At 60.3% G+C, this 25,048-nt stretch carries 23 protein-coding genes and 1 riboswitch; of the genes, 20 read left to right on the forward strand and 3 right to left on the reverse strand.

The features are described from left to right. The first annotated feature begins 26 nt into the window (after positions 1-26). Positions 27-231: riboswitch (cobalamin riboswitch) on the forward strand. Positions 232-325: 94 nt separating this feature from the next. Genes ACR3FC_RS03895 through cobJ form a run of 7 tightly spaced genes read left to right on the forward strand, consistent with a single transcriptional unit; the run spans position 326 to position 8,290 of the window. Next, a complete protein-coding gene (locus tag ACR3FC_RS03895) occupies positions 326-700 on the forward strand; it encodes a DUF1636 family protein (protein WP_480473491.1) in 375 nt (124 codons plus the stop codon). 4 nt (positions 701-704) lie between these two features. Next, positions 705-1,760, forward strand: a complete 1,056-nt coding sequence (gene cobW / locus ACR3FC_RS03900) for a cobalamin biosynthesis protein CobW (protein ID WP_480473492.1) — start codon at positions 705-707, stop codon at positions 1,758-1,760. 3 nt (positions 1,761-1,763) lie between these two features. Continuing rightward, positions 1,764-5,057 carry a cobaltochelatase subunit CobN gene (gene cobN, locus ACR3FC_RS03905; RefSeq protein WP_480473494.1) on the forward strand — a complete coding sequence of 1,098 codons (3,294 nt, stop codon included), beginning with the start codon at positions 1,764-1,766 and terminating at the stop codon, positions 5,055-5,057. Continuing rightward, positions 5,054-6,175 (forward strand): cobalamin biosynthesis protein CobG, encoded by a 1,122-nt coding sequence (locus ACR3FC_RS03910; protein ID WP_480473496.1) that lies wholly within the window; start codon positions 5,054-5,056, stop codon positions 6,173-6,175. Before cobN ends, ACR3FC_RS03910 begins: the two co-directional genes overlap by 4 nt. Next, positions 6,175-6,804 carry a precorrin-8X methylmutase gene (locus ACR3FC_RS03915; protein ID WP_480473498.1) on the forward strand — a complete coding sequence of 210 codons (630 nt, stop codon included), beginning with the start codon at positions 6,175-6,177 and terminating at the stop codon, positions 6,802-6,804. Before ACR3FC_RS03910 ends, ACR3FC_RS03915 begins: the two co-directional genes overlap by 1 nt. Next, complete coding sequence (locus tag ACR3FC_RS03920) at positions 6,801-7,529, forward strand: precorrin-2 C(20)-methyltransferase (protein ID WP_480473500.1); 729 nt, start codon at positions 6,801-6,803, stop codon at positions 7,527-7,529. Before ACR3FC_RS03915 ends, ACR3FC_RS03920 begins: the two co-directional genes overlap by 4 nt. Next, positions 7,526-8,290, forward strand: a complete 765-nt coding sequence (gene cobJ / locus ACR3FC_RS03925; RefSeq protein ID WP_480473502.1) for a precorrin-3B C(17)-methyltransferase — start codon at positions 7,526-7,528, stop codon at positions 8,288-8,290. The genes ACR3FC_RS03920 and cobJ overlap by 4 nt, the downstream gene beginning before the upstream one ends. On the opposite strand, the gene ACR3FC_RS03930 is transcribed toward cobJ, so the two are convergent. Further along, on the reverse strand, positions 8,281-9,012 hold the full coding sequence (locus tag ACR3FC_RS03930; RefSeq protein ID WP_480473504.1) for a cobalt-precorrin-6A reductase: 732 nt from the start codon (positions 9,010-9,012) through the stop codon (positions 8,281-8,283). The two genes, cobJ and ACR3FC_RS03930, sit on opposite strands and share 10 nt — an antisense overlap. Here ACR3FC_RS03930 and cbiE point away from each other — a divergent pair. The 13 genes from cbiE to mdoH all read left to right on the forward strand — a co-directional run bounded on the left by cbiE (position 9,011) and on the right by mdoH (position 23,712). After that, complete coding sequence (gene cbiE, locus ACR3FC_RS03935) at positions 9,011-10,210, forward strand: precorrin-6y C5,15-methyltransferase (decarboxylating) subunit CbiE (RefSeq protein WP_480473506.1); 1,200 nt, start codon at positions 9,011-9,013, stop codon at positions 10,208-10,210. The genes ACR3FC_RS03930 and cbiE overlap by 2 nt on opposite strands. Next, a complete protein-coding gene (locus ACR3FC_RS03940; protein WP_480476793.1) occupies positions 10,207-10,575 on the forward strand; it encodes a cobalamin biosynthesis protein in 369 nt (122 codons plus the stop codon). Before cbiE ends, ACR3FC_RS03940 begins: the two co-directional genes overlap by 4 nt. After that, positions 10,572-11,366 carry a precorrin-4 C(11)-methyltransferase gene (gene cobM / locus ACR3FC_RS03945; protein ID WP_480473508.1) on the forward strand — a complete coding sequence of 265 codons (795 nt, stop codon included), beginning with the start codon at positions 10,572-10,574 and terminating at the stop codon, positions 11,364-11,366. Before ACR3FC_RS03940 ends, cobM begins: the two co-directional genes overlap by 4 nt. After that, positions 11,353-12,675: a cobyrinic acid a,c-diamide synthase CobB gene (locus ACR3FC_RS03950; protein ID WP_480473509.1), complete on the forward strand. Its 1,323-nt coding sequence runs from the start codon at positions 11,353-11,355 to the stop codon at positions 12,673-12,675. Before cobM ends, ACR3FC_RS03950 begins: the two co-directional genes overlap by 14 nt. Next, positions 12,672-13,400 carry a uroporphyrinogen-III C-methyltransferase gene (cobA, locus tag ACR3FC_RS03955; protein ID WP_480473510.1) on the forward strand — a complete coding sequence of 243 codons (729 nt, stop codon included), beginning with the start codon at positions 12,672-12,674 and terminating at the stop codon, positions 13,398-13,400. Before ACR3FC_RS03950 ends, cobA begins: the two co-directional genes overlap by 4 nt. Next, positions 13,393-14,136: a precorrin-6A synthase (deacetylating) gene (gene cobF, locus ACR3FC_RS03960; protein WP_480473511.1), complete on the forward strand. Its 744-nt coding sequence runs from the start codon at positions 13,393-13,395 to the stop codon at positions 14,134-14,136. Before cobA ends, cobF begins: the two co-directional genes overlap by 8 nt. An 87-nt stretch (positions 14,137-14,223) precedes the next feature. Beyond that, a complete protein-coding gene (locus tag ACR3FC_RS03965) occupies positions 14,224-14,682 on the forward strand; it encodes a DUF302 domain-containing protein (RefSeq protein ID WP_480473512.1) in 459 nt (152 codons plus the stop codon). A 79-nt stretch (positions 14,683-14,761) separates the two neighbouring features. Next, the gene (locus ACR3FC_RS03970; protein WP_480473513.1) at positions 14,762-16,381 is read left to right on the forward strand and encodes a thiamine pyrophosphate-binding protein; all 1,620 of its coding nucleotides are present in this window, start codon (positions 14,762-14,764) and stop codon (positions 16,379-16,381) included. After that, complete coding sequence (locus ACR3FC_RS03975; protein WP_480473514.1) at positions 16,368-17,552, forward strand: CaiB/BaiF CoA transferase family protein; 1,185 nt, start codon at positions 16,368-16,370, stop codon at positions 17,550-17,552. The genes ACR3FC_RS03970 and ACR3FC_RS03975 overlap by 14 nt, the downstream gene beginning before the upstream one ends. 179 nt (positions 17,553-17,731) lie before the next feature. Next, positions 17,732-19,102, forward strand: coding sequence for a tetratricopeptide repeat protein (locus ACR3FC_RS03980; RefSeq protein WP_480473515.1), 1,371 nt, complete (start codon positions 17,732-17,734; stop codon positions 19,100-19,102). Positions 19,103-19,130: 28 nt separating this feature from the next. After that, the gene (locus tag ACR3FC_RS03985) at positions 19,131-20,348 is read left to right on the forward strand and encodes an OpgC family protein (protein ID WP_480473516.1); all 1,218 of its coding nucleotides are present in this window, start codon (positions 19,131-19,133) and stop codon (positions 20,346-20,348) included. Then, positions 20,345-21,844 (forward strand): OpgD/OpgG family glucan biosynthesis protein, encoded by a 1,500-nt coding sequence (locus ACR3FC_RS03990; RefSeq protein ID WP_480473517.1) that lies wholly within the window; start codon positions 20,345-20,347, stop codon positions 21,842-21,844. The genes ACR3FC_RS03985 and ACR3FC_RS03990 overlap by 4 nt, the downstream gene beginning before the upstream one ends. Further along, positions 21,841-23,712 carry a glucans biosynthesis glucosyltransferase MdoH gene (gene mdoH, locus ACR3FC_RS03995; RefSeq protein ID WP_480473518.1) on the forward strand — a complete coding sequence of 624 codons (1,872 nt, stop codon included), beginning with the start codon at positions 21,841-21,843 and terminating at the stop codon, positions 23,710-23,712. The genes ACR3FC_RS03990 and mdoH overlap by 4 nt, the downstream gene beginning before the upstream one ends. Here mdoH and ACR3FC_RS04000 read toward each other — a convergent pair whose 3' ends face one another. After that, positions 23,713-24,537, reverse strand: coding sequence for a CE1 family esterase (locus ACR3FC_RS04000; RefSeq protein WP_480473519.1), 825 nt, complete (start codon positions 24,535-24,537; stop codon positions 23,713-23,715). Beyond that, positions 24,534-24,995, reverse strand: coding sequence for a rhodanese-like domain-containing protein (locus ACR3FC_RS04005; protein ID WP_480476795.1), 462 nt, complete (start codon positions 24,993-24,995; stop codon positions 24,534-24,536). The genes ACR3FC_RS04000 and ACR3FC_RS04005 overlap by 4 nt, the downstream gene beginning before the upstream one ends. Positions 24,996-25,048 lie beyond the last annotated feature (53 nt).

Here is a 25,048-nt window from a genome sequence, read left to right on the forward strand (position 1 = left end):
ACCGCTTGACAAGCGGGTCAGCGGTGCCGCATGTCCCTTTCGTTGGTGTCGGCGACAGCCGATGAAAAGGGAATGCGTCAACGGTTCATCCGCCAAGCGCAGCCGCCCCCGCGACCGTGACCGGAGAGGATGCCCAATGCCACTGGCCTGTGCCGGGAAGGCGGGACATCCGACAGAGCGACCGCTCTGGCATCCGCAAGCCGGGAGACCTGCCAACACCCGAAGTTGAAACCGGGCGGGGTGTTCCGGTGTCGGGTCCATGTGCAGACGTGGTGCCCGCATGAAACCCCGTCCCCCGCGAAGAGGATTTGGGGGGATGAGAGACATGACCGAGAACGCACCGGTAGAGCTACTGGTCTGCACGACTTGCCGCCGGGGTCTGCCCGTCGAGGATGACGCTGAGCGACCCGGCACATTGTTGCACAAGGCCCTGGAACAGGCTGTCCTGCCGGATGGTATCACTCTGAAACCGGTCGAATGCCTTTCGAACTGCGATCAGGGCTGTTCCATCGTTCTTCGGGGCGGGCCGGATCGCTGGACCTTTGTTTACGAGAATCTGAACGAAATCGATCACGTCGATGTCATCATCGATGGCGCGACTAAGTATCTGGCCACAGGCGATGGTCTGGTGAAATGGCGCGACCGTCCTGAACATTTCCGCAAAAATTGCGCCTCGCGCATTCCCCCGATTGGAGCCTGAGATCATGTCGAACCTTGAAAAACTCCCCGTCACTGTGATCACCGGCTTTCTGGGCTCGGGCAAAACCACGCTGGTGCGCCATCTGATGCAGAACCCGCAGGGCAAGCGCCTTGCGATTGTTGTTAACGAGTTTGGCGATGTGGGTGTTGATGGCGACATCCTGAAGTCCTGCGCGATTCCGGAATGCCCTGCGGAAAACATCATGGAACTGGCAAACGGCTGCATCTGCTGCACCGTGGCCGATGATTTCATCCCGACCATCGAGGCGCTGATGGCGCTGGAACCGCGCCCGGATCACATTTTGATCGAAACATCCGGCCTTGCACTGCCCAAACCGCTGCTGAAAGCGTTTGATTGGCCTGATATCCGTTCGAAGATCACCGTTGATGGCGTTATTGCGCTGGCCGATGCCGAGGCCGTGGCCGCCGGTCGCTTTGCTCCGAACGTTGAAGCGGTGGATGCCCAACGGCTGGCTGATGACTCGATCAACCACGAAACACCCTTGTCCGAGGTGTTCGAGGATCAGATCTCGTGCGCGGATATCATCCTGCTGACCAAGCCCGATCTGGCAGGTCCCGAAGGTGTCGCGAAAGCTAAACAGATCATCGCCGCTGAGGCGCCGCGCCCGCTTCCCGTCGTCGAGGTTGCCGAGGGTGTCGTCGACGTTCGTGTCGTGCTTGGCCTTGAGGCTGCCGCCGAAGATGACATGGACGCGCGCCCGTCACATCACGATGGCCATCACGATCATGAGCATGACGATTTCGAAAGCATCATCGTCGAGTTGCCGGAACAGACCGACCCGGCGGAACTGGTTGCCAGGATTGAACGTCTGGCAACTGAGCTGAATATCCTGCGCGTCAAAGGCTATGCCGCCGTCACTGGCAAACCGATGCGCCTGCTGGTTCAGGCTGTCGGCGTACGGGTTCGTCACCAATACGACCGCCCGTGGGAGCCCGGTGAAGAGCGCCGCTCGCGCCTGGTCGTCATTGCCGAACATGACGACATCAAAGAGGCTGAGATCCGTGATATCCTAGTGGGTGTGACCGAGGTTGCCGAGTAAGTCATGCACGTCGTCTTTCGCGAAAGCCACGGGCTCGAGGAAACCGAGACCCCAACCGATCTGGGCCAAAGCCCGGCTGATCTGGTTGTACTGTCCTTTTCCGACAGTGACCTGGGCGCTTTCGCGGCGGGCTGGCATCGCGGCGGCGGACCTGAGGGGCGGATGCCAACCTTGCGACTGGCCAATCTTGCAGCATTGAAACACCCACTGTCCGTCGACACCTATGTTGAACAGACACTTGAAGGCGCAAAGGGCATCCTGATCCGTCTGATCGGTGGCGTGCCCTATTGGTCTTACGGGTTGCAACGGGTTCTGGCACTGGCACAGGCCAAAGGCATCGCGCTGGCCGTTTTACCGGCGGATGGGCGCGAAGACACTCGGTTGGATGAGTATTCGACCCTGCCCCTCTCGACCCTGCGGCGGCTGGCACATCTGTGTGATACCGGCGGAGAAGTCGCCGCGCAGGCCGCATTGGCCCAGATGGCGTTAGCAGCAGGGCTTTATGCCGGCCCGGTGATGGGCGCGAAAACCGTGCCCGAATGCGGTGCGTGGTGCCCGGAACAGGGTGTCATCCCGGTGGATTGCGCGTTCGAGAACGATGCTAAACGCATTCTCGTAACCTTCTACCGCGCTTATCTGACATCAGCAGACACAGCCCCGGTCGCGGCCCTGATCCGCAGCCTGCGCGCCCGCGGGCTCCAGGCGGTGGGTTTGTTCGCCCCGTCGCTCAAGGCCCCGGCCGCTGCCAACTGGCTCAGGGAACAGGTCGTTGCCCTCAGACCATCGGCCATCATCAACGCCACTTCATTCTCGGGTAAGGGCGCGTCTGGCACGTCGCCTCTGGACGCGGCGAATGTGCCGGTGTTTCAGGTCGCCCTCGCCACCTCGCGACGCAAGGCTTGGGCCGAGGCCGAACGCGGCCTGTCGCCTGCCGACCTCGCCATGCACGTGGTATTACCCGAAGTGGACGGGCGAATATCAGCAGGCATTGCCTCCTTCAAAGAGCCGGGCAAGCGCGATCCGCATCTGGAATACTCGCGTTTTGCGCATCGGGCCGAGCCGGACCGGATCGAGGCGATCATCGACCGGGTATCTGGCTGGCTTGCTCTGAGTGATAAACCCAAGGCAGACCAGATCCCCGCGTTGGTACTGTCCACATATCCCGGCAAAGACTGGCAGATGGCCCATGCGGTCGGTCTCGACGCGTTGGCCTCAGCCGAAGCGATGCTGTCTGATCTTCACGGTGAAGGCTACGACATCACGGCTGCCGAACCGATTGCCGACACACTCTTGGACGCCCGGGTATCGTGGCCGCTTGAGGATTATCTGAGTGCACTCGCTGAATTGCCCGAGACCCTGCGCACCGATCTGCACACCGTATGGGGCGATCCCGAGCAAGACCCAATTTTCGCTCATGACGCGTTTCACTTCACGGCTTTGCGACGCGGCAAGGCACTGGTCGCACTGCAACCAGAACGCGGAACACCCGAGCTGCGCGATGACGACTATCACGACCTTTCGCGCACCCCGCGCCATAGCTATGTCGCCTTCTATCTATGGCTGCGCAAAGGTCTTGGAGCGGATGCGCTGATCCATATCGGTGCGCATGGAACGCTGGAATGGCTGCCCGGCAAATCAGTTGCCCTATCGGCAAACTGCTGGCCCGAGGCGCTGATCCGAGACCTGCCGGTGATCTACCCGTTCATCGTCAACGACCCGGGCGAGGCCGCGCAGGCCAAACGCCGGATCGGCGCGGTGACCCTGGGCCACATCCCGCCTCCCATGAAAGAAAGCGGAACGCCTGACCGGATGGTGCGGCTGGAAGCCCTGCTGGACGAGTTTTCAAACGCGGACGGTCTTGACCCCAGACGCCGTAACCGGTTGCAGGAAGATATCCGGGAAGAAGCACAGGCCATTGGACTGGAGAACGATCTGGGTCTGGATCAGGCCACCAGCACCGCCGAAGCTATCACGCGCATTGACCGCTTTGTCTGCGATATCAAAGAAAGTCAGTTTGGCGACGGGCTGCACGTCTATGGGCGTGTCCCGGACGTGACCGGCAGTTTCGACCCTGCCCCATCCGCCCATGCCGAGCGCAATGCTCTGATCAATGCGCTGGCCGGTAAGAGGATCGAGGCTGGCCCGTCCGGCTCGCCCTATCGGGGCCGCCTTGACGTGCTGCCGACCGGGCGAAACCTTTACACCACCGATCCGCGATCTGTGCCCACCCGCGCAGCTTACACGCAAGGCGTGAAACTGGCCGAGGAACTGGTACGGCGGCACTTGCAGGAGGAAGGTGATTACCCGAAAGGGCTGATTGTCGATCTGTGGGGATCGGCCACCATGCGCACTGCGGGCGAAGAATTCGCCATGGCCCTGCACCTTCTGGGTGTAAAGCCGGTTTGGGACAAGGGATCCGAGCGGGTTTCGGGTATCGAAGTTTTACCCATCACCGACCTGAGCCGCCCGCGTCTGGACGTCACCCTGCGGGTTTCGGGCTTGTTTCGCGATGTGTTCCCCACATTGTCAGCCCTTTATGGTCAGGCGGTTCGGGCTTTGTCAGAGCGTGATGAAGCGACCGACTGGAACCCCTATGCCGGTCACGCCCCGGCTACGCGGGTGTTTGGCCCGGCACCCGGCAGTTACGGCCTGAACATGACCCATCTGTCCGAGACCTATACGGACGAGGCGCGCGCCCAAGCCGGGGAGGCATGGCTTGAGGCCAGCTCGTACGCGCTGGAAGGTGAACACATCGCGCAGGACAAAGCGGGAATCACGGATCGTGTCGCCAATGCCGACAGTTTTGTTCACCTCCAGGATCTGACGGAAACTGACCTGCTGCTGGCCAACGACTATGCCACGCATGAAGCCGGTTTTGCCGCCGCCAAAAAGGTCGCTGGGGGCACCGCTCAGCTTTACCATCTGGACAACACCAACCCAGATAATCCGCGCGCCCGGACTCTGCCGGAAGAAATCAGCCGCGTCGTTCATGCCCGCGCTGCCAACCCCGGCTGGATTGCGGGGATGCAGCGCCATGGTTTTCGCGGCGCCGCCGAGATTGCTGCGACGCTGGATCACATGGCCTCTTTCGCGCATCTGTCCGGCACTGTCGCTCCGCATCTGTTTGATCTCTATCACGAAGCCACTTTGGGTAATGAGGCCGTTGATACCTTTCTACAAGAGACCAACCCGAAGGCCCATCAGGCCATGCAAGACAGGTTCCGTGCATTGCTGGAAGCGGGGCTTTGGAACACGCGCCGGAATTCGATCCGGGCCGATTTGGAGGGTTTGAGATGAGTGCACCTATCGTTCAAGGCTGGTGTCCCGGCGCGCATCGCCCGATGATGTCAGGCGACGGGCTGGTCGTGCGGGTCCGTCCGCGTCTGGCGCGACTGAATGCCAGGCAGGCTATTGGCTTGTGCGAACTGGCTGAACAGTTCGGCAACGGCACCATTGACCTGACCAATCGTGCCAACCTGCAGCTGCGCGGCGTGGATGAGCGCGACCACCAGCCGTTGCTTGTGGAGCTTGCGGCGCTGGACTTGCTTGATGCGGAACCCGGCATCGAAGTACGCCGCAATATTCTGGTCACTCCGCTCTATCAGGCGGGCGATTTGACCGCGCGGCTGACGCAGGAATTGATCGATCGACTGGCGGAACTGCCTGCTCTGCCCGCTAAGTTCGGTTTTGCCATAGATACAGGCCCGACGCGCCTGTTGGCCTCGGATTCCGCAGATATTCGTCTGGAACTGGGTGCTGACGGTCTGATCCTGCGCGCCGACGGCTGCAAAACCGGGCGGTGTGTGGCCGAAGGCGACGCCATCGACCACGTGATCGCGCTGGCCCGTTGGTTTGCACAGACCTATACGGCCGAGACACGCCGCATGGCGCGGGTCGCCTACGCGCTGCCACAGGATTGGCAGGGATTTGCCCCCGGTCCTATCGGTGAAAAACTGCAACCCGGCCCCTGTGAACTGGGTTCTCTCTACGGCGCGGCATTCGGCTCGCTGCCTGCGCGCAAGCTTTGTGAACTGGTTGAAGCCAGCGGCGCTTCTGCCCTGCGTGTCACCCCGTGGCGGCTGATCCTGCTGGAAGGCGGGGCGGCGATACCCTCCCCGGATTTCGTCATGGACGGAGCCGATCCGATGATGACAACCGACGCCTGCCCCGGCGCGCCGTTCTGCCCGCAAGCGCAGGTGGAAACCCGCGACATCGCCCGTGCATTGGCTCGGCGCATTCACGGTCGTCTGCATGTCTCGGGCTGCGCCAAGGGGTGCGCCCATATGGGCCCGGCCGAGATCACAGTGGTCGGCAACAACGGGCGATTTGATCTTGTCAAACAGGGCTGCGCAGGGGATGAGCCCTGCCAACGCGGCCTCGACTCCGAAACACTCATGACCATGGACTTCACCTGATGCCCTACACTTACGAAACTGATGGCGCGGCGATCTACAAGGAAAGCTTTGCCACCATCCGGTCCGAGGCTGATCTGGCCCGCTTTGATACCGATGAAGAGCAGGTCGCCGTTCGGATGATCCACGCCGCCGGCATGGTCGGGCTGGAGGAGTTTGTACATTTCTCACCCGGATTTGTGCAGGCCGCACGCACGGCGCTGGAAAACGGCGCGGCGATCCTGTGTGACGCGCGCATGGTCAGCGAAGGTGTGACCCGCTTCCGTCTGCCTGCCGACAACCAGGTGATCTGCACCCTCCATGACGAACGCGTGCGCCCTCTGGCCACCAAGATGAGCAACACCCGTTCTGCCGCTGCGCTGGAATTCTGGCGTCCGCATCTGGAAGGTGCTCTGGTCGCCATTGGAAACGCGCCCACCGCGCTGTTTCACTTGCTGAACATGCTGGAAGACCCGGATTGCCCGCGCCCTGCTGCGATCATCGGCTGCCCGGTCGGATTTGTCGGAGCGGTGGAATCCAAAGACGCGTTGTGGCAGGCGCAACCCGTCCCCTCCTGCATTGTCAAAGGCCGTCTGGGTGGCAGCGCCATCACCGTTGCAGCCATCAACGCCATCGCAAGCCGGGCGGAATGAAAATGGGTACCATATACGGCGTGGGCCTTGGCCCCGGTGACCCTGATCTGATGAGTGTCCGGGCCGATCGCCTTCTACGCAACGCCAAACACGTGGCATTCTTTCGCAAACCGGGTCGCAGCGGTCAGGCCCGCAAAATCGTCAACGGGATGATCCCCGAAGGCGCGATTGAATTCCCGATGGAATACCCGGTGACCACCGAAATCCCGGTCACTGATCCGCGTTATAACGAGTTGCTGGCCGCGTTCTATGAAGAGTGCACAGCACACCTGAAGACGCTGTCGGAACAGGGTGAGGATGTGGTGGTATTGTGTGAGGGCGATCCGTTTTTCTACGGCTCGTTCATGCATCTTTACAATCGGTTGCGTGACGAAGCTCCGGTCGAGGTTGTACCAGCCATCACCGGTATGTCCGGTGCATGGACGGCCACCGGCGATCCGATCACCTGGGGGGATGATGTGCTGACCGTTCTGGTCGGCACCCTGCCCGAGGAGGTTCTGGCTGAACGCATGGCGAAGACAGATGCTTTGGTCGTGATGAAGATCGGGCGGAACATCGACAAGGTGAAACGCGCACTGAAAACCTCCGGGTTGTACGACCGCGCATGGATTGTCGAATACGCGCAAATGCCGAACCAGACGGTGACAAAACTGTCTGAGGCCTGCGAGAAGATCACCCCGTATTTCTCGATCATCGTTGTTCATGGTCAAGGGCGCCGACCATGAGCGGCTGGGTCAAGATCGCAGGCCTTGGTCCGGGGGACGAAGCGCTGGTCACCCCCGAAGTTACAGCGGCTTTGGCCGACGCCACTGATGTGGTGGGCTATATCCCTTATGTGGCCCGCGTGGCCGACCGCCCCGGCCTGACCCTGCACGCCAGTGACAACCGGGTTGAAATCGACCGCTCGCAACACGCGCTGCAAATGGCCGCCGACGGCAGGCGGGTGGTTGTTGTGTCCTCGGGCGATCCCGGTGTGTTTGCTATGGCTGCAGCTGTGTTCGAAGCGTTGGAGAATGGCCCAACAGAATGGCGTGACATTCAGATAGATGTGCTGCCGGGGATCACCGCGATGCTGGCCGCATCTGCCCGCGCAGGCGCTCCGATGGGGCATGATTTTTGCGCCATCAACCTTAGCGACAACCTAAAGCCTTGGTCGCTGATCGAAAAACGCCTGCGCTTAGCTGCGCAAGCCGATTTTTCGATGGCCTTCTATAATCCCCGCTCGAAATCCCGCCCGGAAGGCTTTGTAAAGACACTGGAAATCCTACGCGAAGAATGCGAGCCCGAGCGGGTGATCCTGTTTGCGCGCGCCGTGTCACGAGCGGATGAGGTGATCCGGGTTTCTACTCTGGCCGAGGCCACGCCCGAGATGGCGGATATGCAGACCGTGGTTATTGTCGGTTCGTCGCGCACCCGAGTCATCGAACGCAAAGGCACGCCGATCGTCTATACGCCACGCTTCACCCCGGTCGAGGATCAGGGATGAGACACCCAGTCCAGAACCTGTGTGACAGCCGAAAGCTCGGTCCGCTTAGGCAGAACAGGGCGCTCGATCATAAGCACTGGCAGGCCCAGCGCCCGCGCTGCGTCCAGCTTGGCGCGCGCGCCCGAGCCGCCCGCATTCTTGGACACCACAAGTTGCGTCCTATGTTGCTGCATCAGTGCGCGGTCATCGGCTTCTGCAAAAGGACCCCGGGCCACGACAATCTGCGCCAGAGGCAAGGGCACGCTGTCGGGTTCGTCCACCAGACGCAGCAGGTAGTGGTGCTGGGGCTGGGCAGCAAAGTCTTCAAGATGCATACGTCCGACAGCCAGGAACACACGCTGAGGATCACCTGCAAGCGCATCGACGGCGGCAGGGATATCGGGCACGCGGTGCCAGACATCGCCGGGTTGCGGCTTCCACGCCGCGCGGGTCAAGGCGGCCAGTGGAACCTGAGTTGTGTGACACGCCTCAATCGCATTCCGGCTCATCTGCGCCGCAAATGGATGGGTCGCATCCACGACATGGGTGATCGCGTTTTCACGGATGTAGTGGGCCAGACCTTCCGGGCCTCCAAACCCGCCAACTCGCACCGGCAACGGCTGCGGACGCGGGGTTTCCACCCGTCCCGCATAAGAATACACAGCCGTAATCCCTTGTTCCGCAACAGCTTTGGCCAAAGCGTTGGCCTCGGTCGTGCCGCCAAGAATCAGGAGGTTGGGCATGTCTGAGTCTCCGTGGCTGACCGTTTTGGGATTGGGCGAAGATGGGCTTGATGGCCTGTCGCCTGCAAGCCGTCAAGTGCTGGACCGGGCCGAAGTGATCATGGGGCCGCCTCGTCACCTGTCGCTGCTGCCGGAAAACGAGGCTGAGCGAGTCGAATGGCCGGTGCCGTTCTCGGACGGATTGCCGATCCTGAAAGGCCTGCGCGGACGGCAGACGGTGGTTCTGGCGTCAGGTGATCCGTTCTGGTTTGGCGCGGGGTCCGTCATCGCGCGTAACTTCGATGCCAACGAGTGGACCGCCCTGACCGGCCAGTCCACGTTTTCGCTGGCCGCCGCGCGGCTGGGCTGGCCTTTGGAAAGCACGCCGACGTTCGGCCTGCACGCTGCGCCTTTGACCCGATTGCGGCCGCATCTGGCCCCGGATCTTCATGCCATTGTGCTTTTGCGTGACGGCAAGGCGGTTGCTGAACTGGCGACATATCTGAGCGAAACCGGTTTTGCCGACAGCGCGTTGCATGTGATGCAGGCCCTCGGCGGCCCGCGGGAAAGCATCCAGACAGTGAGCCTGACCGAAGCTCTGCTGGGAACCTTCGATCATCCTGTCTGCGTCGGGCTGGAAGTGACCGGCACTGGGCGGGGACTTTCCAAGGCCTCGGGTAAGCCGGATGATCTTTTTGAAACCGACGGCCAGATCACCAAACGCCCGATCCGGGCACTGACCCTGTCCGCACTGGCACCGCAGCGGGGCGAACATCTGTGGGACATTGGCGGTGGCACCGGCTCGATCAGTATTGAATGGCTGATGTGCGACCCGACCCTGACAGCCACCAGTATCGAACCCCGCGCCGACAGGGCCGAACGCATTCGCCGCAATGCCGACGCGCTGGGGCAGGATCGGTTACAGGTTGTCCACGGCACAGCACCCGAAGCGCTGGCCGGTTTGCCCCTTCCGGATGTGGTTTTCATCGGCGGTGGGCTAAGCGCCAGCCTGCTGGCGTGGCTTCGCGACGCCCTGCCCGCTGGCACCCGGATGATCGCCAACGCGGTAACTCTGGAAAGCGAAGCCCTGTTGGCGCGATGGCACCAAGATCTGGGCGGAGACCTGTTGCGGATCGAACTGGCTCATTCTGCACCCCTCGGACCGCGGCGCGGCTGGAAATCTGCCTATCCGGTTGTCCAGTGGAGCGTGACGTTATGATCGTGGCAGGCTTGGGCTTTTCATCCGACGCGACGGCAGACAGTTTGCGCGCCGCCTATGACGCGGCAGCGGCCAGCCATGATGTCCAAGCTCTGGCGACGGTCGCTGACAAAAACGGCCACTCTGCGCTGGTGGCCTTTGCGGAAAGCCTTGCTCTTCCGCTGCACTTCGTGGCGGCTGCCGATTTGGCCGGACAACGCACCCTGACATGCTCGAACCGCAGCCGTGCCGCTTATGGCACCGGCAGCGTTGCCGAAGCATCGGCCCTTGCCGCCGCCGGGTCCGGCGCGCGACTGCTTTCACCCAGACATATTTCGGACGACCGGCTGGCCACCTGCGCCATCGCCATCGGAGGACAAACATGACCGTTCATTTCATCGGCGCCGGACCGGGCGCTGCAGACCTGTTGACATTGCGTGGGCGCGACATCATCGCCTCGTGCCCCGTGTGCCTTTATGCCGGGTCGCTGGTGCCAGCGGAAATTCTGAGCCACTGCCCCAAAGACGCAAAAATCATCAACACTGCGCCCATGGATCTGGACCAGATCATGGCCGAGATCGAAGTCGCGCATAAAGCGGGTCAGGATGTGGCGCGGCTGCATTCGGGCGATTTGTCAGTCTGGTCGGCGATGGGCGAACAGATCCGCCGCCTGAAAGACTTGGGCATTCCGGTCAGTGTGACCCCTGGCGTACCATCCTTTGCCGCCGCGGCAGCGGCCCTGGGCACCGAACTGACCCTGCCGGGACTAGCGCAGTCGGTGGTTCTGACCAGAACGCCGGGGCGCGCGTCATCCATGCCCGAAGGTGAAACCCTGGTTAATTTTGCCCGTACCGGCGCGACTTTGGCCATTCATCTGTCAATCGGCAATCTGGACAAGGTTATTGCAGACCTGACCCCGGCTTATGGCCCGGACTGCCCGGTGGCCGTTGTGTATCGCGCAAGCTGGCCGGATGAACAGATCATCCGCGCAACGCTGGAAACTCTGAAAGGGTCGCTGGATGAAAGCATCTCGCGCACGGCTTTGATCATGGTCGGCCCTGCGCTGGCCGGTGAGGGTTTTGACGAAAGCTGTCTTTATTCCAGAGATTACGACCGCCGCTATCGCCCGCAAAGTACCGACAGCCCTTGGTCAAGCTGGAGCCATGGTGATGACTAACCCTCCGGGTATTCTGATTTCAGCACCCTCTTCGGGTACTGGCAAGACGACGGTCATGCTGGGCCTTTTGCGCGCGCTGGCCGAAGACGGCCTGACCGTGCAACCCTTTAAAAGCGGGCCGGATTATATCGATCCCGCCTTTCACCGGGCAGCTGCCGGGCGGGCTTCGTTCAATCTGGACAGCTGGGCGATGGCAGATCCCCTGCTCAGTGCAATTTCTGCTCAGGCCGAAGGCGCTGACATTGTGGTGGCCGAGGGTTCGATGGGTTTGTTCGACGGTGTCGCAAAGCCTGGCGAAGTTGGGCACGGTTCGAGCGCCGAGACCGCCCTGCGCATGGGCTGGTCCGTTGTGCTTGTGCTGGATGTGGGCGGGCAGGCACAATCAGCGGCGGCAACGGCGCTGGGGTTCAGGATGTACAATCCCGATCTGCCCTTTGCCGGAGTGATCCTGAACCGATGCGCCAGCCCCCGCCACGAACGCCTGACCCGTCTGGGAATGGAGCGCGCGGGCCTGCCTGTTCTGGGCGTGCTGCCCCGCCGTGGTGATTTGACCCTGCCAGAGCGGCATCTGGGACTTATTCAGGCGGTCGAACACCCCGATCTGGAAAGCGCCATTGTAGGCTATGCTGCGTTTTTACGAGAACATGTGGACCTTGACGCAATCAAGCGGGCAGCTTCCTCAGGCCCCAGCGGACCTTCGTCAGCCGCACTGCCGCGGCCCCCGGCCCAGCGGATCGCGCTGGCCCGTGATGCCGCCTTTTCCTTTACCTATCCCCACCTTTTGCAAGGGTGGCACGATGCGGGTGCCGAGATCTTGCCTTTTTCACCCTTGGCAGACGAACCTCCGGCGGCGGATGCCGATCTGGTCTGGTTGCCCGGCGGGTATCCCGAATTGCACGCCGGAACATTGGCAGCGGCCACCACCTTTCTGAGTGGTTTGCGTAAACACGCGGAAACAAAACCGGTGCACGGAGAATGCGGCGGCTACATGGCGCTTGGTCAGGCGCTGATCGACAAGGACGGCGTGCACCATGAAATGGCTGGTTTGCTGGGCCTTGTCACATCTTATCAGAAGCGCAAGTTCAACCTTGGTTACAGAAAGGCCGCCCTTCTGGCCCCTATGCCCGGCTTTGCCAAAGGATCGGCATTGCGCGGACACGAGTTCCATTATTCCTCGATCGTGGACCAACCGGACGCCCCATTGGCACGCGTGTTTGACGCCGAAGGGGAAGAAGGCCCGCAAACCGGATCACTGCGTGGCAATGTCACTGGCACGTTCTTTCACCTGATTGCGGAGGCGTCGGCATGAGTGGCTTTGTCTCTTTCATCGGCTCTGGCCCCGGAGATCCGGAACTGCTGACGCTCAAGGCGGTGGACCGGATGCAAAAGGCCGACGCGATCTTGTTCGACGATCTCAGCAGCGGCCCGATCCTGAGCCATGCGCGCGACGATGCGGATCTGGTTGGTGTCGGAAAGCGGGCCGGTCGTCCGTCACCCAAGCAGGACCATGTCAGCCGGTTGCTGGTGGATTACGCGCAATCCGGTCAGCATGTGGTGCGCCTGAAATCCGGCGACGGCGGTATGTTCGGACGGCTTGAGGAAGAGCTTGTCGCCCTGCGCGCAGCCGGTATCGCCTATGAGATCATTCCCGGCGTCCCCTCAGCAGTGGCAGCGGCAGCGGCTGCAGGCATTCCATTGACGCGCAGGCTTACGGCCCGACGGGTTCAGTTCGTGACCGGCCATGACGTCAGTGGTGAATTGCCCAACGACCTGAACCTCAAGGCGCTGGCCGATCCACAGGCCACCACCGTCGTTTTCATGGGCAAACGCACCTTCCCCTTGCTCGTCGAAGCCCTGCACACTCAAGGATTGCCGTTGGATACTCCTGCGCTTATGGCCGAATCCGTCTCAACCCCCGACCAAAAACTGCAACGCGCTACGATTGGCGCGCTGGCGGAACAGCTGAAAACCGAGATCAGCAAAGCACCGGCGCTGATCCTTTACGGCCCGTTGGCGGAGTTCGACGATGATTGATTTGAGCTTGATCGGCATCGGCACCGGCAATCCGGATCATGTCACGTTTCAGGGTGCGCAGGCGATCCGGGCGGCAGATTTGATCCTGATTCCGCGCAAAGGGGAAAACAAGGCTGATCTGGCCGGGCTGCGTGAAGCGATCATTGAGCGTGTCGCCGAAACGCCGCCACAGATCGCCTATTTCGATATTCCCCAGCGCCGGGCCGACGATGGCTACCTGCGCGGTGTCGATGAATGGCACGACGCCATCGCCCTGCGCTGGCAAGCGGCCATTGCCGCTCATCCAGAGGCGCAGAATGTCGCGTTGCTGATCTGGGGGGATCCGTCCCTCTATGACAGCTCATTGCGCATCGCTGCCCGGTTGAACCCGCAACCCGATACCAAGGTTATCCCCGGCATCACCGCGTTGCAGGCGCTGACCGCTGCCCATGTGATTCCCATCAATGATCTGGGCGCGCCCTACGTTGTCACAACCGGTCGTCGTATCCGGGACGAAGGCTGGCCCGATGCGGCCTCGAACGTCGCGGTGATGCTGGATGGCGAATGCTCGTTCCAAACCCTTGATTTGGCAGATTATGACATCTGGTGGGGCGCCTATGTGGGTATGAAAGAAGAGGTTCTGATTAGTGGCCCGCTGGATGAGGTTGCGCAAAATATCCTTGAGACCCGGGCGAGGGCCCGCGCCGAACATGGCTGGATCATGGATATCTACCTGTTGAAGACGCGGCAGAAATAACGAACGGGCACATGAACACGGGTTTGTGATGTCGCTGGACGGTCAGGTCTGGCACACAGGTTGCACCTCAATACAGGAGACGTGACAATGAAAGCCCTCATTCCCTTGCTCTGCCTGATCACTTTACCCGTTTGGGCACAGGACGTCCCAGCCGGTTGGGCCGTGTTTCCTGCGGACAAAACCTACTCGGAACTGGTCGATGCAACCAAGGCTGCGATCAAGGACAACGGATTGATAGTGGTCACGCAGGCCGGCCCCACCAAGGCAGCTGCGGCGCGCGGAATCACCATTCCGGGCAATCTGGTTATTGGCGCGTTCAACAACGATTACGCGGTAAGGGTGCTGGAAACCTCTACCAATGCAATGATCGAAGCACCGATCCGTTTCTATGTCACCGAGAACGAGGACGGAACCGCAACCCTGTCTTACAAGACCCCCAGTTTCGTGTTTGACCCTTACATGGCGGAAGGCGGACAAGCTTTGCAGGACATTGCTGCAAAACTTGATAAAACCTTTCAATCTGTCGCTGAAGACGCAGTCAAATAGTCACACTGACGTGATCCGCCTTGCGTCTGGTGGCGTCCTCCGCAATCTGCTTCGAAACGGTTATCTCGGAGCATGACTGATGCAGGACCCCACGCCGCGCGCCGCCGATCTTCTGGCCCAACGCCTGTATGAAGCGGGGTGCCGCCACGCCTTTGGAATGCCGGGGGGTGAGGTCCTGACACTGGTGGATGCGCTTGAAAAGGCGGGCATCACCTTTCATCTGACAAAACATGAAAACTCGGCCGGATTCATGGCCGAGGCCGTGCATCACCGCGACGGCGCGCCTGCGATTCTGGTCGCCACTTTGGGTCCGGGCGCGATGAACGGCATCAATGTGGTGGCCAATGCGTTACAGGACCGTGTTCCGATGATCGTTCTGACCGGTTGCGTCGATGCGGACGAGGCGCTGACCTATACTCATCAGGTCATGGATCACAGCCAGGTTTACCGTTCCATCACCAAGGGCACGTTCACACTGACGGTCAAGGGCGCGGATATCGTCGCAGACAAGGCGGTGTCACTGGCCACACAGCCGCGACCGGGCCCGGTCCATATCGATGTTCCGATCTCGGTCGCCGATACGCCAGTGACGGGTGTGAAACGCCGCCGTCTGGCCAAGGTCGCGCCTGTCAGTCCCAATGGTGAATGCCTTGAAAAAGCCCGGCGCTGGGTGGCTGAGGCCGAGCGCCCAATCGCCATTATTGGTCTCGATGTCCTCTATGACGACTCGCGCAGTGTGGTGCAGGCGTTTTTGGAACATTTCGGAATTCCATTTGTGACCACCTACAAGGCCAAGGGTGTTGTTCCCGAAGATCACCCTTTGTGTTTGGGCGGCGCTGGCCTGTCGCCTTTGGCAGACAAGCACCTTGTCCCATTGATCGAACAAGCCGATCTGGTGCTGTGTCTGGGGTATGACCCGATCGAAATGCGCCCCGGCTGGCGCGAAATCTGGGACCCCGAAGAAAAGCGCGTCATCGACATATCAGCGGTGATCAATGACCACTACATGCATCAGGCGGGTCTTAATCTGGTGGCTGACACGGGCGAGACGCTGGAGGCCATTGCCAAGGGAAACCCTGCCCGCGCAACGTGGCCGGGTGGTGAGCCCGCGCAGGTCAAATCTGCTCTGGCACAGGCCTTTCCCACTGATGAGGACTGGGGGCCCGCAGCGGTCATCGCCGAAACGCGCGCTACCCTGCGCCCCGAAACGCTGGCAACCGCCGACAGCGGCGCGCATCGCATTCTGCTGAGCCAGATGTGGGACTGCAGCGAGGAACGTGGGCTGATCCAATCCTCGGCGCTCTGCACCATGGGCTGTGCTGTCCCAATGGCCATTGGTCTGAAACTGGCCGAGCCTGACCGCCCGGTGATCAGCTTTTCGGGTGATGCCGGGTTTCTGATGGTCGCCGGGGAATTGTCGACGGCGGCTGAAATGGGCGGCAATCCGATCTTTCTTGTCTTCGTTGATGCCAGCCTTGCCCTTATCGAGTTGAAACAGCGGCAGCGGCAAATGGGCAAGAATGGCGTGGATTTCGGTCACCATGACTTCGCGGCCATGGGCCGTGCATTTGGTGGGAACGGTCACACTGTCCGCAACCGGGCAGAGTTGCGTGCAGCACTTGAAGCTGCTGTAAAGGCCGAGACATTTACCGTCATCGCCGCTGAAATCGACCGTGGAGGATACGATGGCCGCATCTGAGGGCCCGCTGAAGGGCGTCAAGGTTCTGGACCTCAGCCGTATTCTGGCCGGGCCGACCTGCACGCAGTTGCTGGGTGATCTGGGCGCAAGCGTCATCAAGATCGAAAACCCTGCCACCGGGGGCGACGACACACGGCAATGGGGTCCGCCCTATGTCACCGATGCCGACGGCAACCGCTCGGACCTGAGCGCCTATTTCATGTCAGCGAACCGAAACAAGAAATCCGTGGCGCTGGATATCGCGACTGAGAAAGGTCAGGCGGAAATCCGACGGCTGGCCTCACACGCGGATATTCTGATCGAGAATTTCAAACCCGGCGGTCTGGCGAAATACGGGCTGGACTATGCCGCCCTGTCGCAGGAATTCCCCAGCCTCGTTTACTGCTCGATTTCGGGCTACGGCCAAACAGGGCCGAACGCCAGCAAACCCGGCTATGACCTGATGGCGCAAGGTTATGGTGGGATCATGTCCCTGACCGGCGACCCGGAAGGCGCGCCGATGAAAGTGGGGGTCGGCATCGCTGATGTGATGTGCGGAATGTATGCAAGCGTTGGCATTTTGGCCGCGCTGCGCCACCGCGACCTGACCGGTGAAGGCCAGCAGGTCGATCTGGCACTTGTTGATTCTCAGATCGCATGGCTGATCAACGAGGGCGTCAATTACCTGACTTCTGGCAACGTTCCGCAGCGCCGTGGAAACGGGCACCCCAACATCGTGCCTTATGACGTCTACGAGACATCCGATGGGCATGTCATTCTGGCGGTTGGAAATGATGGCCAGTTCAGAAAGCTGTGCGGTTTCCTGGGACAACCCGAACTTGCCGACGACCCCAGATTCGTGACCAACCCGGCGCGACTGGAACACCGTGATGCGCTAAACGCCATTCTTCGGCCCGCTGTCCAAGGTCTGGATACACGATCAGTAATTTCCGGTCTTGAAGCCGTGAAAGTGCCCGTAGGACCGGTCCAGACGCTGGATCAGGTTTTTGATACGGAACAGGTGGCAGCACGAAAAATGCAGATTTCGATGCAGGCCCAGCCCGGTATCGTGAACCTGATCGGGAATCCCCTGAACTTGTCACGCACGCCTGTAACATATCGCAGCGCGCCACCCACCTGCGGGGCCGATACTGACTGGGTGTTAAGCGCTGAAAACCCGTTCGACGATTGAAACACTTGCACAACTAGGCGGCAAGTTGCTGAAACATGCCTTTGAATCGGCGGATTTTTTCGACTTTCTTACACACGACATTTCACCAATTCGAGAGCGGGGTCGATACTGATACGCCGCTCTCGCACACTCTGTTACATCAAACAGTGTCAAATACCGCAATCAGATTGGACCCAAGTATGAAACAAGACGTTTTTGGACAGATGAACACCTTGGCGCAGCCGGAAGCTGTCGAAGCCTGGAATGGTGTTCTGCTTGGGTTCATGGCTCATGCCGCGGCTACACCCCAACATCTGGGCAAAGTGTTGGAGCTTGAGCCCGATTTTGCTTTGGGTCATGCCGTGAAAGGCCTGTTCATGGCCCTTCTCGGTCGGCGTGAGATGATGGCGGTTGCAGTCGAGGCTTTGGCGGCTGCCAATGCTGCGATGAGCCGGCAGCCCGTCTCGGCGCGCGAGCGGCTGTTTGTCGATGCATTGGGGCTGTATCTGGCGGGCCAACTGACACAGGCGGTGCAAAAGTTCGAAGCGGTCCTGCGCGATCATCCACAAGATACGTTGGCGATGAAACTCAGCCATGCGACCCGTTTCGTTCTGGGGGATCCGGATGGAATGCGCCGTTCGATCGAACGGGTAATGCCAGCATATGAACCCGATCACCCCGGTCGCGGCTATCTGCTGGGCTGCCATTCCTTCGCACTGGAAGAAACCGGAGCCTACGAAAAGGCCGAAATTGCAGGACGTCAGGCGCTTTGGATGGTGTCCGACGATGCCTGGGGTCTGCACGCGGTGGCCCATGTCCATGAAATGACCGGCAACGCGCAGCTGGGCCTTGACTGGCTGGCCGGGCGCGAGGCGGCCTGGGCCCATTGCAACAACTTCCGCTATCACGTCTGGTGGCATAAGGCTCTGATGCATCTGGATCTGGGTCAGATTGATCAGGTGATGGATCTGTATGACAACCACGTCCGCAAGGACAAAACCGACGATTACCGCGACATCTCGAACGGAACTTCGCTGCTGATGCGGCTTGAACTTGAAGGCGTAAATGTTGGGAATCGCTGGGAAGAACTGGCTGACCTGAGTGCTGCGCGCACCGAAGATGGCTGCCTGATCTTCGCCGATCTGCACTATCTACTGGCGCTGACCGGTGACAACCGCGCCGACGCCACCGCCAAGATGCTGACCCGCATGAACAAGGATGCAGCGCGTGCCAATGACGACACCACCCGCCGTATGGCCGATCCCGGTGTCGCGGCCGCCATGGGCCTTGAAGCCTTTGGTGACGGCCATTATGGCACGGCATTTGATCACTTGTTGGCGGCGCGCGGTTCAATGCAACTGGCCGGTGGAAGCCACGCACAACGTGATGTATTTGAACGCATTACCATCGACTCGGGTCTGCGTGCCGGGCGTCTGGATGCCGTCGAACGTATTCTGGATGACCGCCGTGCTAAACGCGCCGGCGGTGAAGACAATTATGCCATTGCGCGCCGCGCCCTGATTGATGCGGCGCGCGACGGCGGAGACATGCAAAGCGTCCCCGCCGAGTAACAAGACGACCAAGAAGGACAGAGACCGTATGGCGACCATATCGCCCGCTGCTGATTTTGCACCCGTCGCGGCCTCGGCTGCGACCCCCGCCCGCACGCGTGACCCGCGACTGGATTTCTATCGCGGCATCGCGATGTTCATCATCCTGATTGCCCACATTCCCAATGATCCCTGGGCGAATTGGATCCCGGCGCGCTTTGGGTACTCAGATGCAACCGAGATCTTCGTGTTCTGTTCGGGCATGGCCTCGGCCATCGCCTTTGGCGGGGCGTTCCTGTACAAGGGCTGGTGGATGGGCACAGCCCGTGTGGCCTATCGCATCTGGCAGGTTTATTGGGCCCATATTGCCCTGTTCTTCTTTGTTGCCATGACAATGGCAGCGCTGGACCTGACCGGTGCGTTCGAGAAAACCTATGTCTCGTCGCTGAACCTTCAGCATTTCTTCGATGATCCCGCCCCGCAGATGGTGGGGCTCTTCACGCTGACTTATGTACCGAACTACTTTGACATCTTGCCGATGTATCTGGTGGTACTGGCGCTGATGCCGCTCTACATCGCGCTATACCGTATCAGTTTCTGGCTGATGGCTGCTGCATCTGTGGCGATCTGGTGTGTCACCCAGACCGGCGCGCTGGCCCTTCCGGCCGAGCCGTGGTCGGATCGGCAATGGTTTTTCAACCCGTTTGGCTGGCAATTGCTGTTCTTCACCGGATTTGCCTTGATGCGCGGCTGGATTCCCGCTCCACCGGTATCGAAATCTCTGGTCTGGGCGGCTGCCTTGTTCCTGATCCTGTCAGCTCCGTTTGGATCTTGGAAGGTCTTCCTCTGGGTCAATACCGCTGCGCCTGAGTTGGGCGCTGCGATCCGAAAGATCTGGCCACTGACTGACGAATTGCGCAACAAAACCGAGTTTGGCGCGCTGCGATATGTCCATTTTCTGTCATTGGCCTATCTGGGTTGGGTCGCGGCAGGCGAACATGGTCACCGCCTGATTGCGACGGGTCACAGCATGGGCGCGCGCGTCTGGCAGTTCCTGTTGACAGTCATCACCAAAGTCGGTCAGCAATCCCTTGCAATCTTTGTATTTTCCATGGCGGCAGCACGACTTATCGGCGTTGCCCTTGATCAGACTGGGCGGGATGTTGCCACCGTCTTTGTCGCCAACATGATTGGCTTTGCCATGATCATTGGCGTGGCTTATCTGGCATCTTGGTTCAAGTCTCAACCCTGGAAATTGAAGAGATGAATTTAACCCGTCGCGCATTCCTCGTCTCGACGACAGCCTTGGCCTTTGCCCCATCGGCCTATGCATCCGGGGGCGCAGTCCCCTTTGACCGCGACCACGTGATCGAACTGGCCCGCGACCTGGCCAACCGCCCTTATGCGGAACGCGAAATGGTTCCTCAGGAATGGCAGGATCTGACTTACGAACAATATCGCTCGATCCGATTCCGACTGGACCGGGCTTTGTGGTACGAGACCGAAACACCATTCAACGTCGATTTCTTCACACCGGGCCTGTATTTCCCTCGGACAGTCAAGGTGGAAACGGTCGAAAATGGCATGACCACACCGGTCGTTTTCGATCTGGGGATGTTCGAGAAATCTGAAGATGTGCCGCAATTGCCCATCGACGAGACTCTGGGCTTTTCAGGCCTGCGCCTTCGGACCGAGATGCACCGCCCCGGCAAGACGGATGAATTCTGCGTCTGGCAGGGTGCCAGCTATTTCCGCGCTATCGGTCTGGACGAGGTCTACGGTTTGTCAGCACGCGGTCTGGCCCTGAAAACAGGCGAACCGGATGGTGAGGAATTTCCTGAATTCATCCGTTTCTGGCTGGAACGCCCCAAACCCGGCCATCGCAATATGGTCGTCCATGCGTTGATGGACAGTCCGAGCGTGACTGGCGCCTATCGCTTCAATGTCACGGCGGGGGCAGATTGCGTTATCGATGTCGAGGCCACGCTTTTTCCCCGCGAAGACCTGCCTCATGTGGGTATCGCGCCGGGCACCTCGATGTTCCTGTTCGACCAGACCAACCACAGCCGGTTTGACGATTTCCGCCCTGCCGTCCATGACAGCGACGGGCTGTTGATCCGCAATGGCGCGGGCGAGGTGTTGTGGCGTCCGCTGGCCAACCCGACCCGCCTGCAAATATCTTCCTTCGTTGACGAGAACCCGCGAGGCTTCGGGCTGATGCAGCGCAAGCGCGAGTTTTCGGACTATGCCGACCTTGAGGCGAATTATCACAAACGCCCGGGCCTGTGGGTCGAGCCTCAGAATGACTGGGGCAAAGGCACCGTTAGTTTGGTCGAAATACCGGCAGATCAGGAAATCTACGACAACATCGTTGCCTATTGGCGCCCGGCAGAACCCTATGCAGCAGGCAGTCGGGTTGACCTGTCCTATCGTCTGATATGGGGTGAGGAGCCTCAGCGCACTCCGATGCCACGGGTGACCAACACTGCCATGGGCGAGAACACCTTCGGTGAAGGGCGTTTGGCTGTCATCGATTTCGAAGGCAGCGATTTGTTCGATAATATCGAGGCGATCAGTGTCTTCGTGGATTCCCCTCATGCAGAAACCTCGGACGGTGTTCTGCAACGCAACCCGGATACGGGTGGATTGCGTCTTGCGTTTTCATTCCAGCCAGATGGGCGCGATCATGTCGAGTTGCGCGCGCAACTGCTGAAAGACAAACAGCCTGCCTCTGAGGTGTGGCTTTACCGATGGACCATATGAACCGCGATTTGCATATCATGCCGCCCGAGGCACCTCTGGCGATGCCCGCGCAGAATTTCAGCGTTGGGTTCCACGATGCTGACGCCCCGTCGGGCACAGACACGGGCGCGACTGGATTTTGGCGCGCGCTTGCGTTTTCACCGGCGATGGTAGCGACATTGGGCCTGCTGTGGATCATGAGCGACTGGTTCAGCGCCCACGGGATCAATCTGATCGAGGGCATCCTGTTGGCGCTTATCTCGTTCAACTTCTTCTGGATTTCGTTCACGGTCTGCACCGTTCTGCTGGGTATGGTTTCGCTGTCGAGACAGGATCGTCCGCAGCGCAAACGCACAGCACAGCCCCTGCGCGTGGCCCTTTTGACACCGGTATACAACGAAGTGCCATGGAACGTGCTGGGCAACGCCCGCACCATGCTCGAAGATTTGCAGGCACGCGGTGGGCAGCATCACTATGCCATGTTCATCCTGTCCGACACGCGCGATCCTGAAATCGCGGCACAGGAACAGGCCAGCGTCGAAGCCCTGCGCACCACGCTCGCCCCAGGACTGGAGTTGTATTACCGCCGTCGCGAGCAAAACACCGACCGCAAGGTGGGAAACATCGCCGACTGGGTCAGTCGCTGGGGCGCAGACTGGGACGCGATGCTGGTTCTGGATGCGGACAGCCTGATGACCGGCCGCGCTATACACCGGCTGACCGATGCGCTGGCGCGTGATCCCGGTGCCGGGCTGATTCAGAGCTACCCGCAACTGATCGGCGCGCAATCGGTTTTTGCCCGAATGCAACAATTTGCCAATGGAGTCTATGGCATCGCCTTTGCCGAAGGGTTGGCGCGTTGGTGCGGGCAAGAGGGTAATTATTGGGGCCACAACGCAATTATCCGCACCAAGGCTTTCGCTACCAGTGCCGGACTGCCCAAGATGCGTGCGCTCAACGGTCAGGATAAGCTGATCATGAGCCACGATTTCGTCGAGGCTGGATTGCTGCGCCGTGCCGGATGGGCGGTGCGGTTCCTGCCGCGCATTCGGGGATCTTACGAGGAAACGCCCCCCACACTGATCGATCATGCGTTGCGGGATCGGCGTTGGTGCCAGGGCAATCTGCAACACCTGAAACTGTTGGGCTCAACTGGATTCCGGGCCGTCTCGCGTTTTCACATGTTCCACGGTGCCGTTGGCTATTTGATGTCACCTTTGTGGTTTGCGCTGCTTTTGATGTGGGCACTGATCGGTCAGGGCAAAGACGCTTCTGTCCTGCATTACTTCAGCCCCGATAATCCGCTGTTCCCGCAATGGCCGGAAATGTCCGAAACCCGGCACGTTCTGATCATTCTTGTGATGTATGCAATGCTGCTGGCACCCAAGGTGCTGGGAGTTCTGGCTTTGCCGCTAAGCGGTGTACGCTATTCCGAATTCGGAGGCGGCCTCAAGTTCCTGACCTCGTTTCTGGCCGAGGTCATTCTGTCGATCCTGTATGCGCCGATCCTGATGGTGCAACAGATGATCGCCGTTTTCCGGACGGCGCTTGGCATTCAGCGGGGCTGGTCGCCGCAAGCACGCGACGGTGGCAGTTACGGATTACGCACTCTGCTTCTGTGTCATGCATTGGAAACAGTCAGTGGCATCGCCTTGAGTGTTGGTATCCTGTCCGGGCTGGTCTCGATCTGGTTGGCTCCGATTGCCATCAGTCTCGCCCTGGCCATCCCGCTATCGGCACTCAGCGGTGTTTCGGCCGGTGCCGCACGCCGGATGGTCGGGATGCGCGAGGATTTCCGCGAACCTGCCATCACCCGGTCGGCCCGCCGTTACCGGGCCGAGCTGAAGCAACTGGTTGAAGGCAAGATCAAGATGGCGCCGGCAGAGTGATCAACTGCCGGGAAGCCCTTCGTACCAATCCACGACCATATCGGCCCAACCGGCTGGAACTGTATGACCGCCCGGGAACAAGGCGAACTCCAGCGCGCTGCCTTTGGCACAGGTGGTCCAGCGGCGACGCATGAAATTCCCCGTTGTGCTAAAGCCGGCCGGTTTGTGATCGACGCAGCCATTTGCCTCGCGCCAGATTTCGAGCCCGGCATAGATATCGCCCTGCTGAAACCTGCCCCCGCCCAGTACGCGCCCCTCAAGCGGAACTACGTTGTCCGTCCAGCCATGGGTATGTAACATCCGGATCGGACCCTTGCAGGTTTCTGGGTGTGGCCGCCAGAATCCTCCGGACACCGGAACATATGCCGAAAATGTCCCGGGTGACTTGCAGGCGAGATAGTTGACCATAAAGCCACCAGCCGAAAACCCGCCCAGCATGACCCGATCCGCATTGATTCCGAACCGGTTTTCCGCGTCCTGAACCACTTCGGACAGAAAGGTGGTTTCATCCCGTTCGCCAAATCCAGGGATAAAATTCCAGCTTTTTCTGCCACCCCGGTTGGGCCTTTCCGAACCTTCAGGTGCCATCACTGCATAACCGCGCGCCAACAGAGGTTCGACCATCCCGCGATTTCGCATCGTTCCCGATCCACTGCCGCCATATCCGTGCAGAAACACCACCAATGGCGGGTTTTCCGCATCGGGCAGTTCGATATGGTACGCGCCCAAGGAGGTTTCGCAAATTTCCCCCTGATCAGCGCAACCCGCCAGGGCCAACTGCGCGGTGAAGGCAAATACTGCTGCCAGGCCGATTTCCCTGATCATCCCGCATCCTCATTGTATTTGCGGACCGGTAAACCGGCTCTTACCCATCCCGGCCCGGCCGCCGAGCCCAACATACCCTCGGGTACGTCGATGATATTTGTGAATCCGGCTTCAATCAAACGATTGCTGAGGCGCGCGGACCGCACCCCTCGGGCGCAAATCAGCGCCACGGGCGCAGCCTGATCACCGCCGGTCATTTGTGTCAGAACGTCAACGAAATCCTCGCGGCGCAAGTCCAGCGGTACCGCGCCCTCGCCAATTCCCGAGGCGCGCCACTCGCGCGGTGTGCGGATATCAACCAGCAGAACGCGCCCGTCCACTGCCTGCTCATGGGCGTCGGCCACGCTGATGCGACTGCCGTTGTGATCTTCGGGGATCAGCCTGTATTGCCTAATCGCAAACCCGGCAGCAATCGCGGCACCGACGCCAATCACTACCCACCGTCGGGATCGGTTCATTTTTTCGGCCACACCTCAGCCTCCTGTTCGCTGGTGCTGTTTCTATCACAACC

This window comes from Ruegeria sp. AF3 (assembly GCF_056536285.1).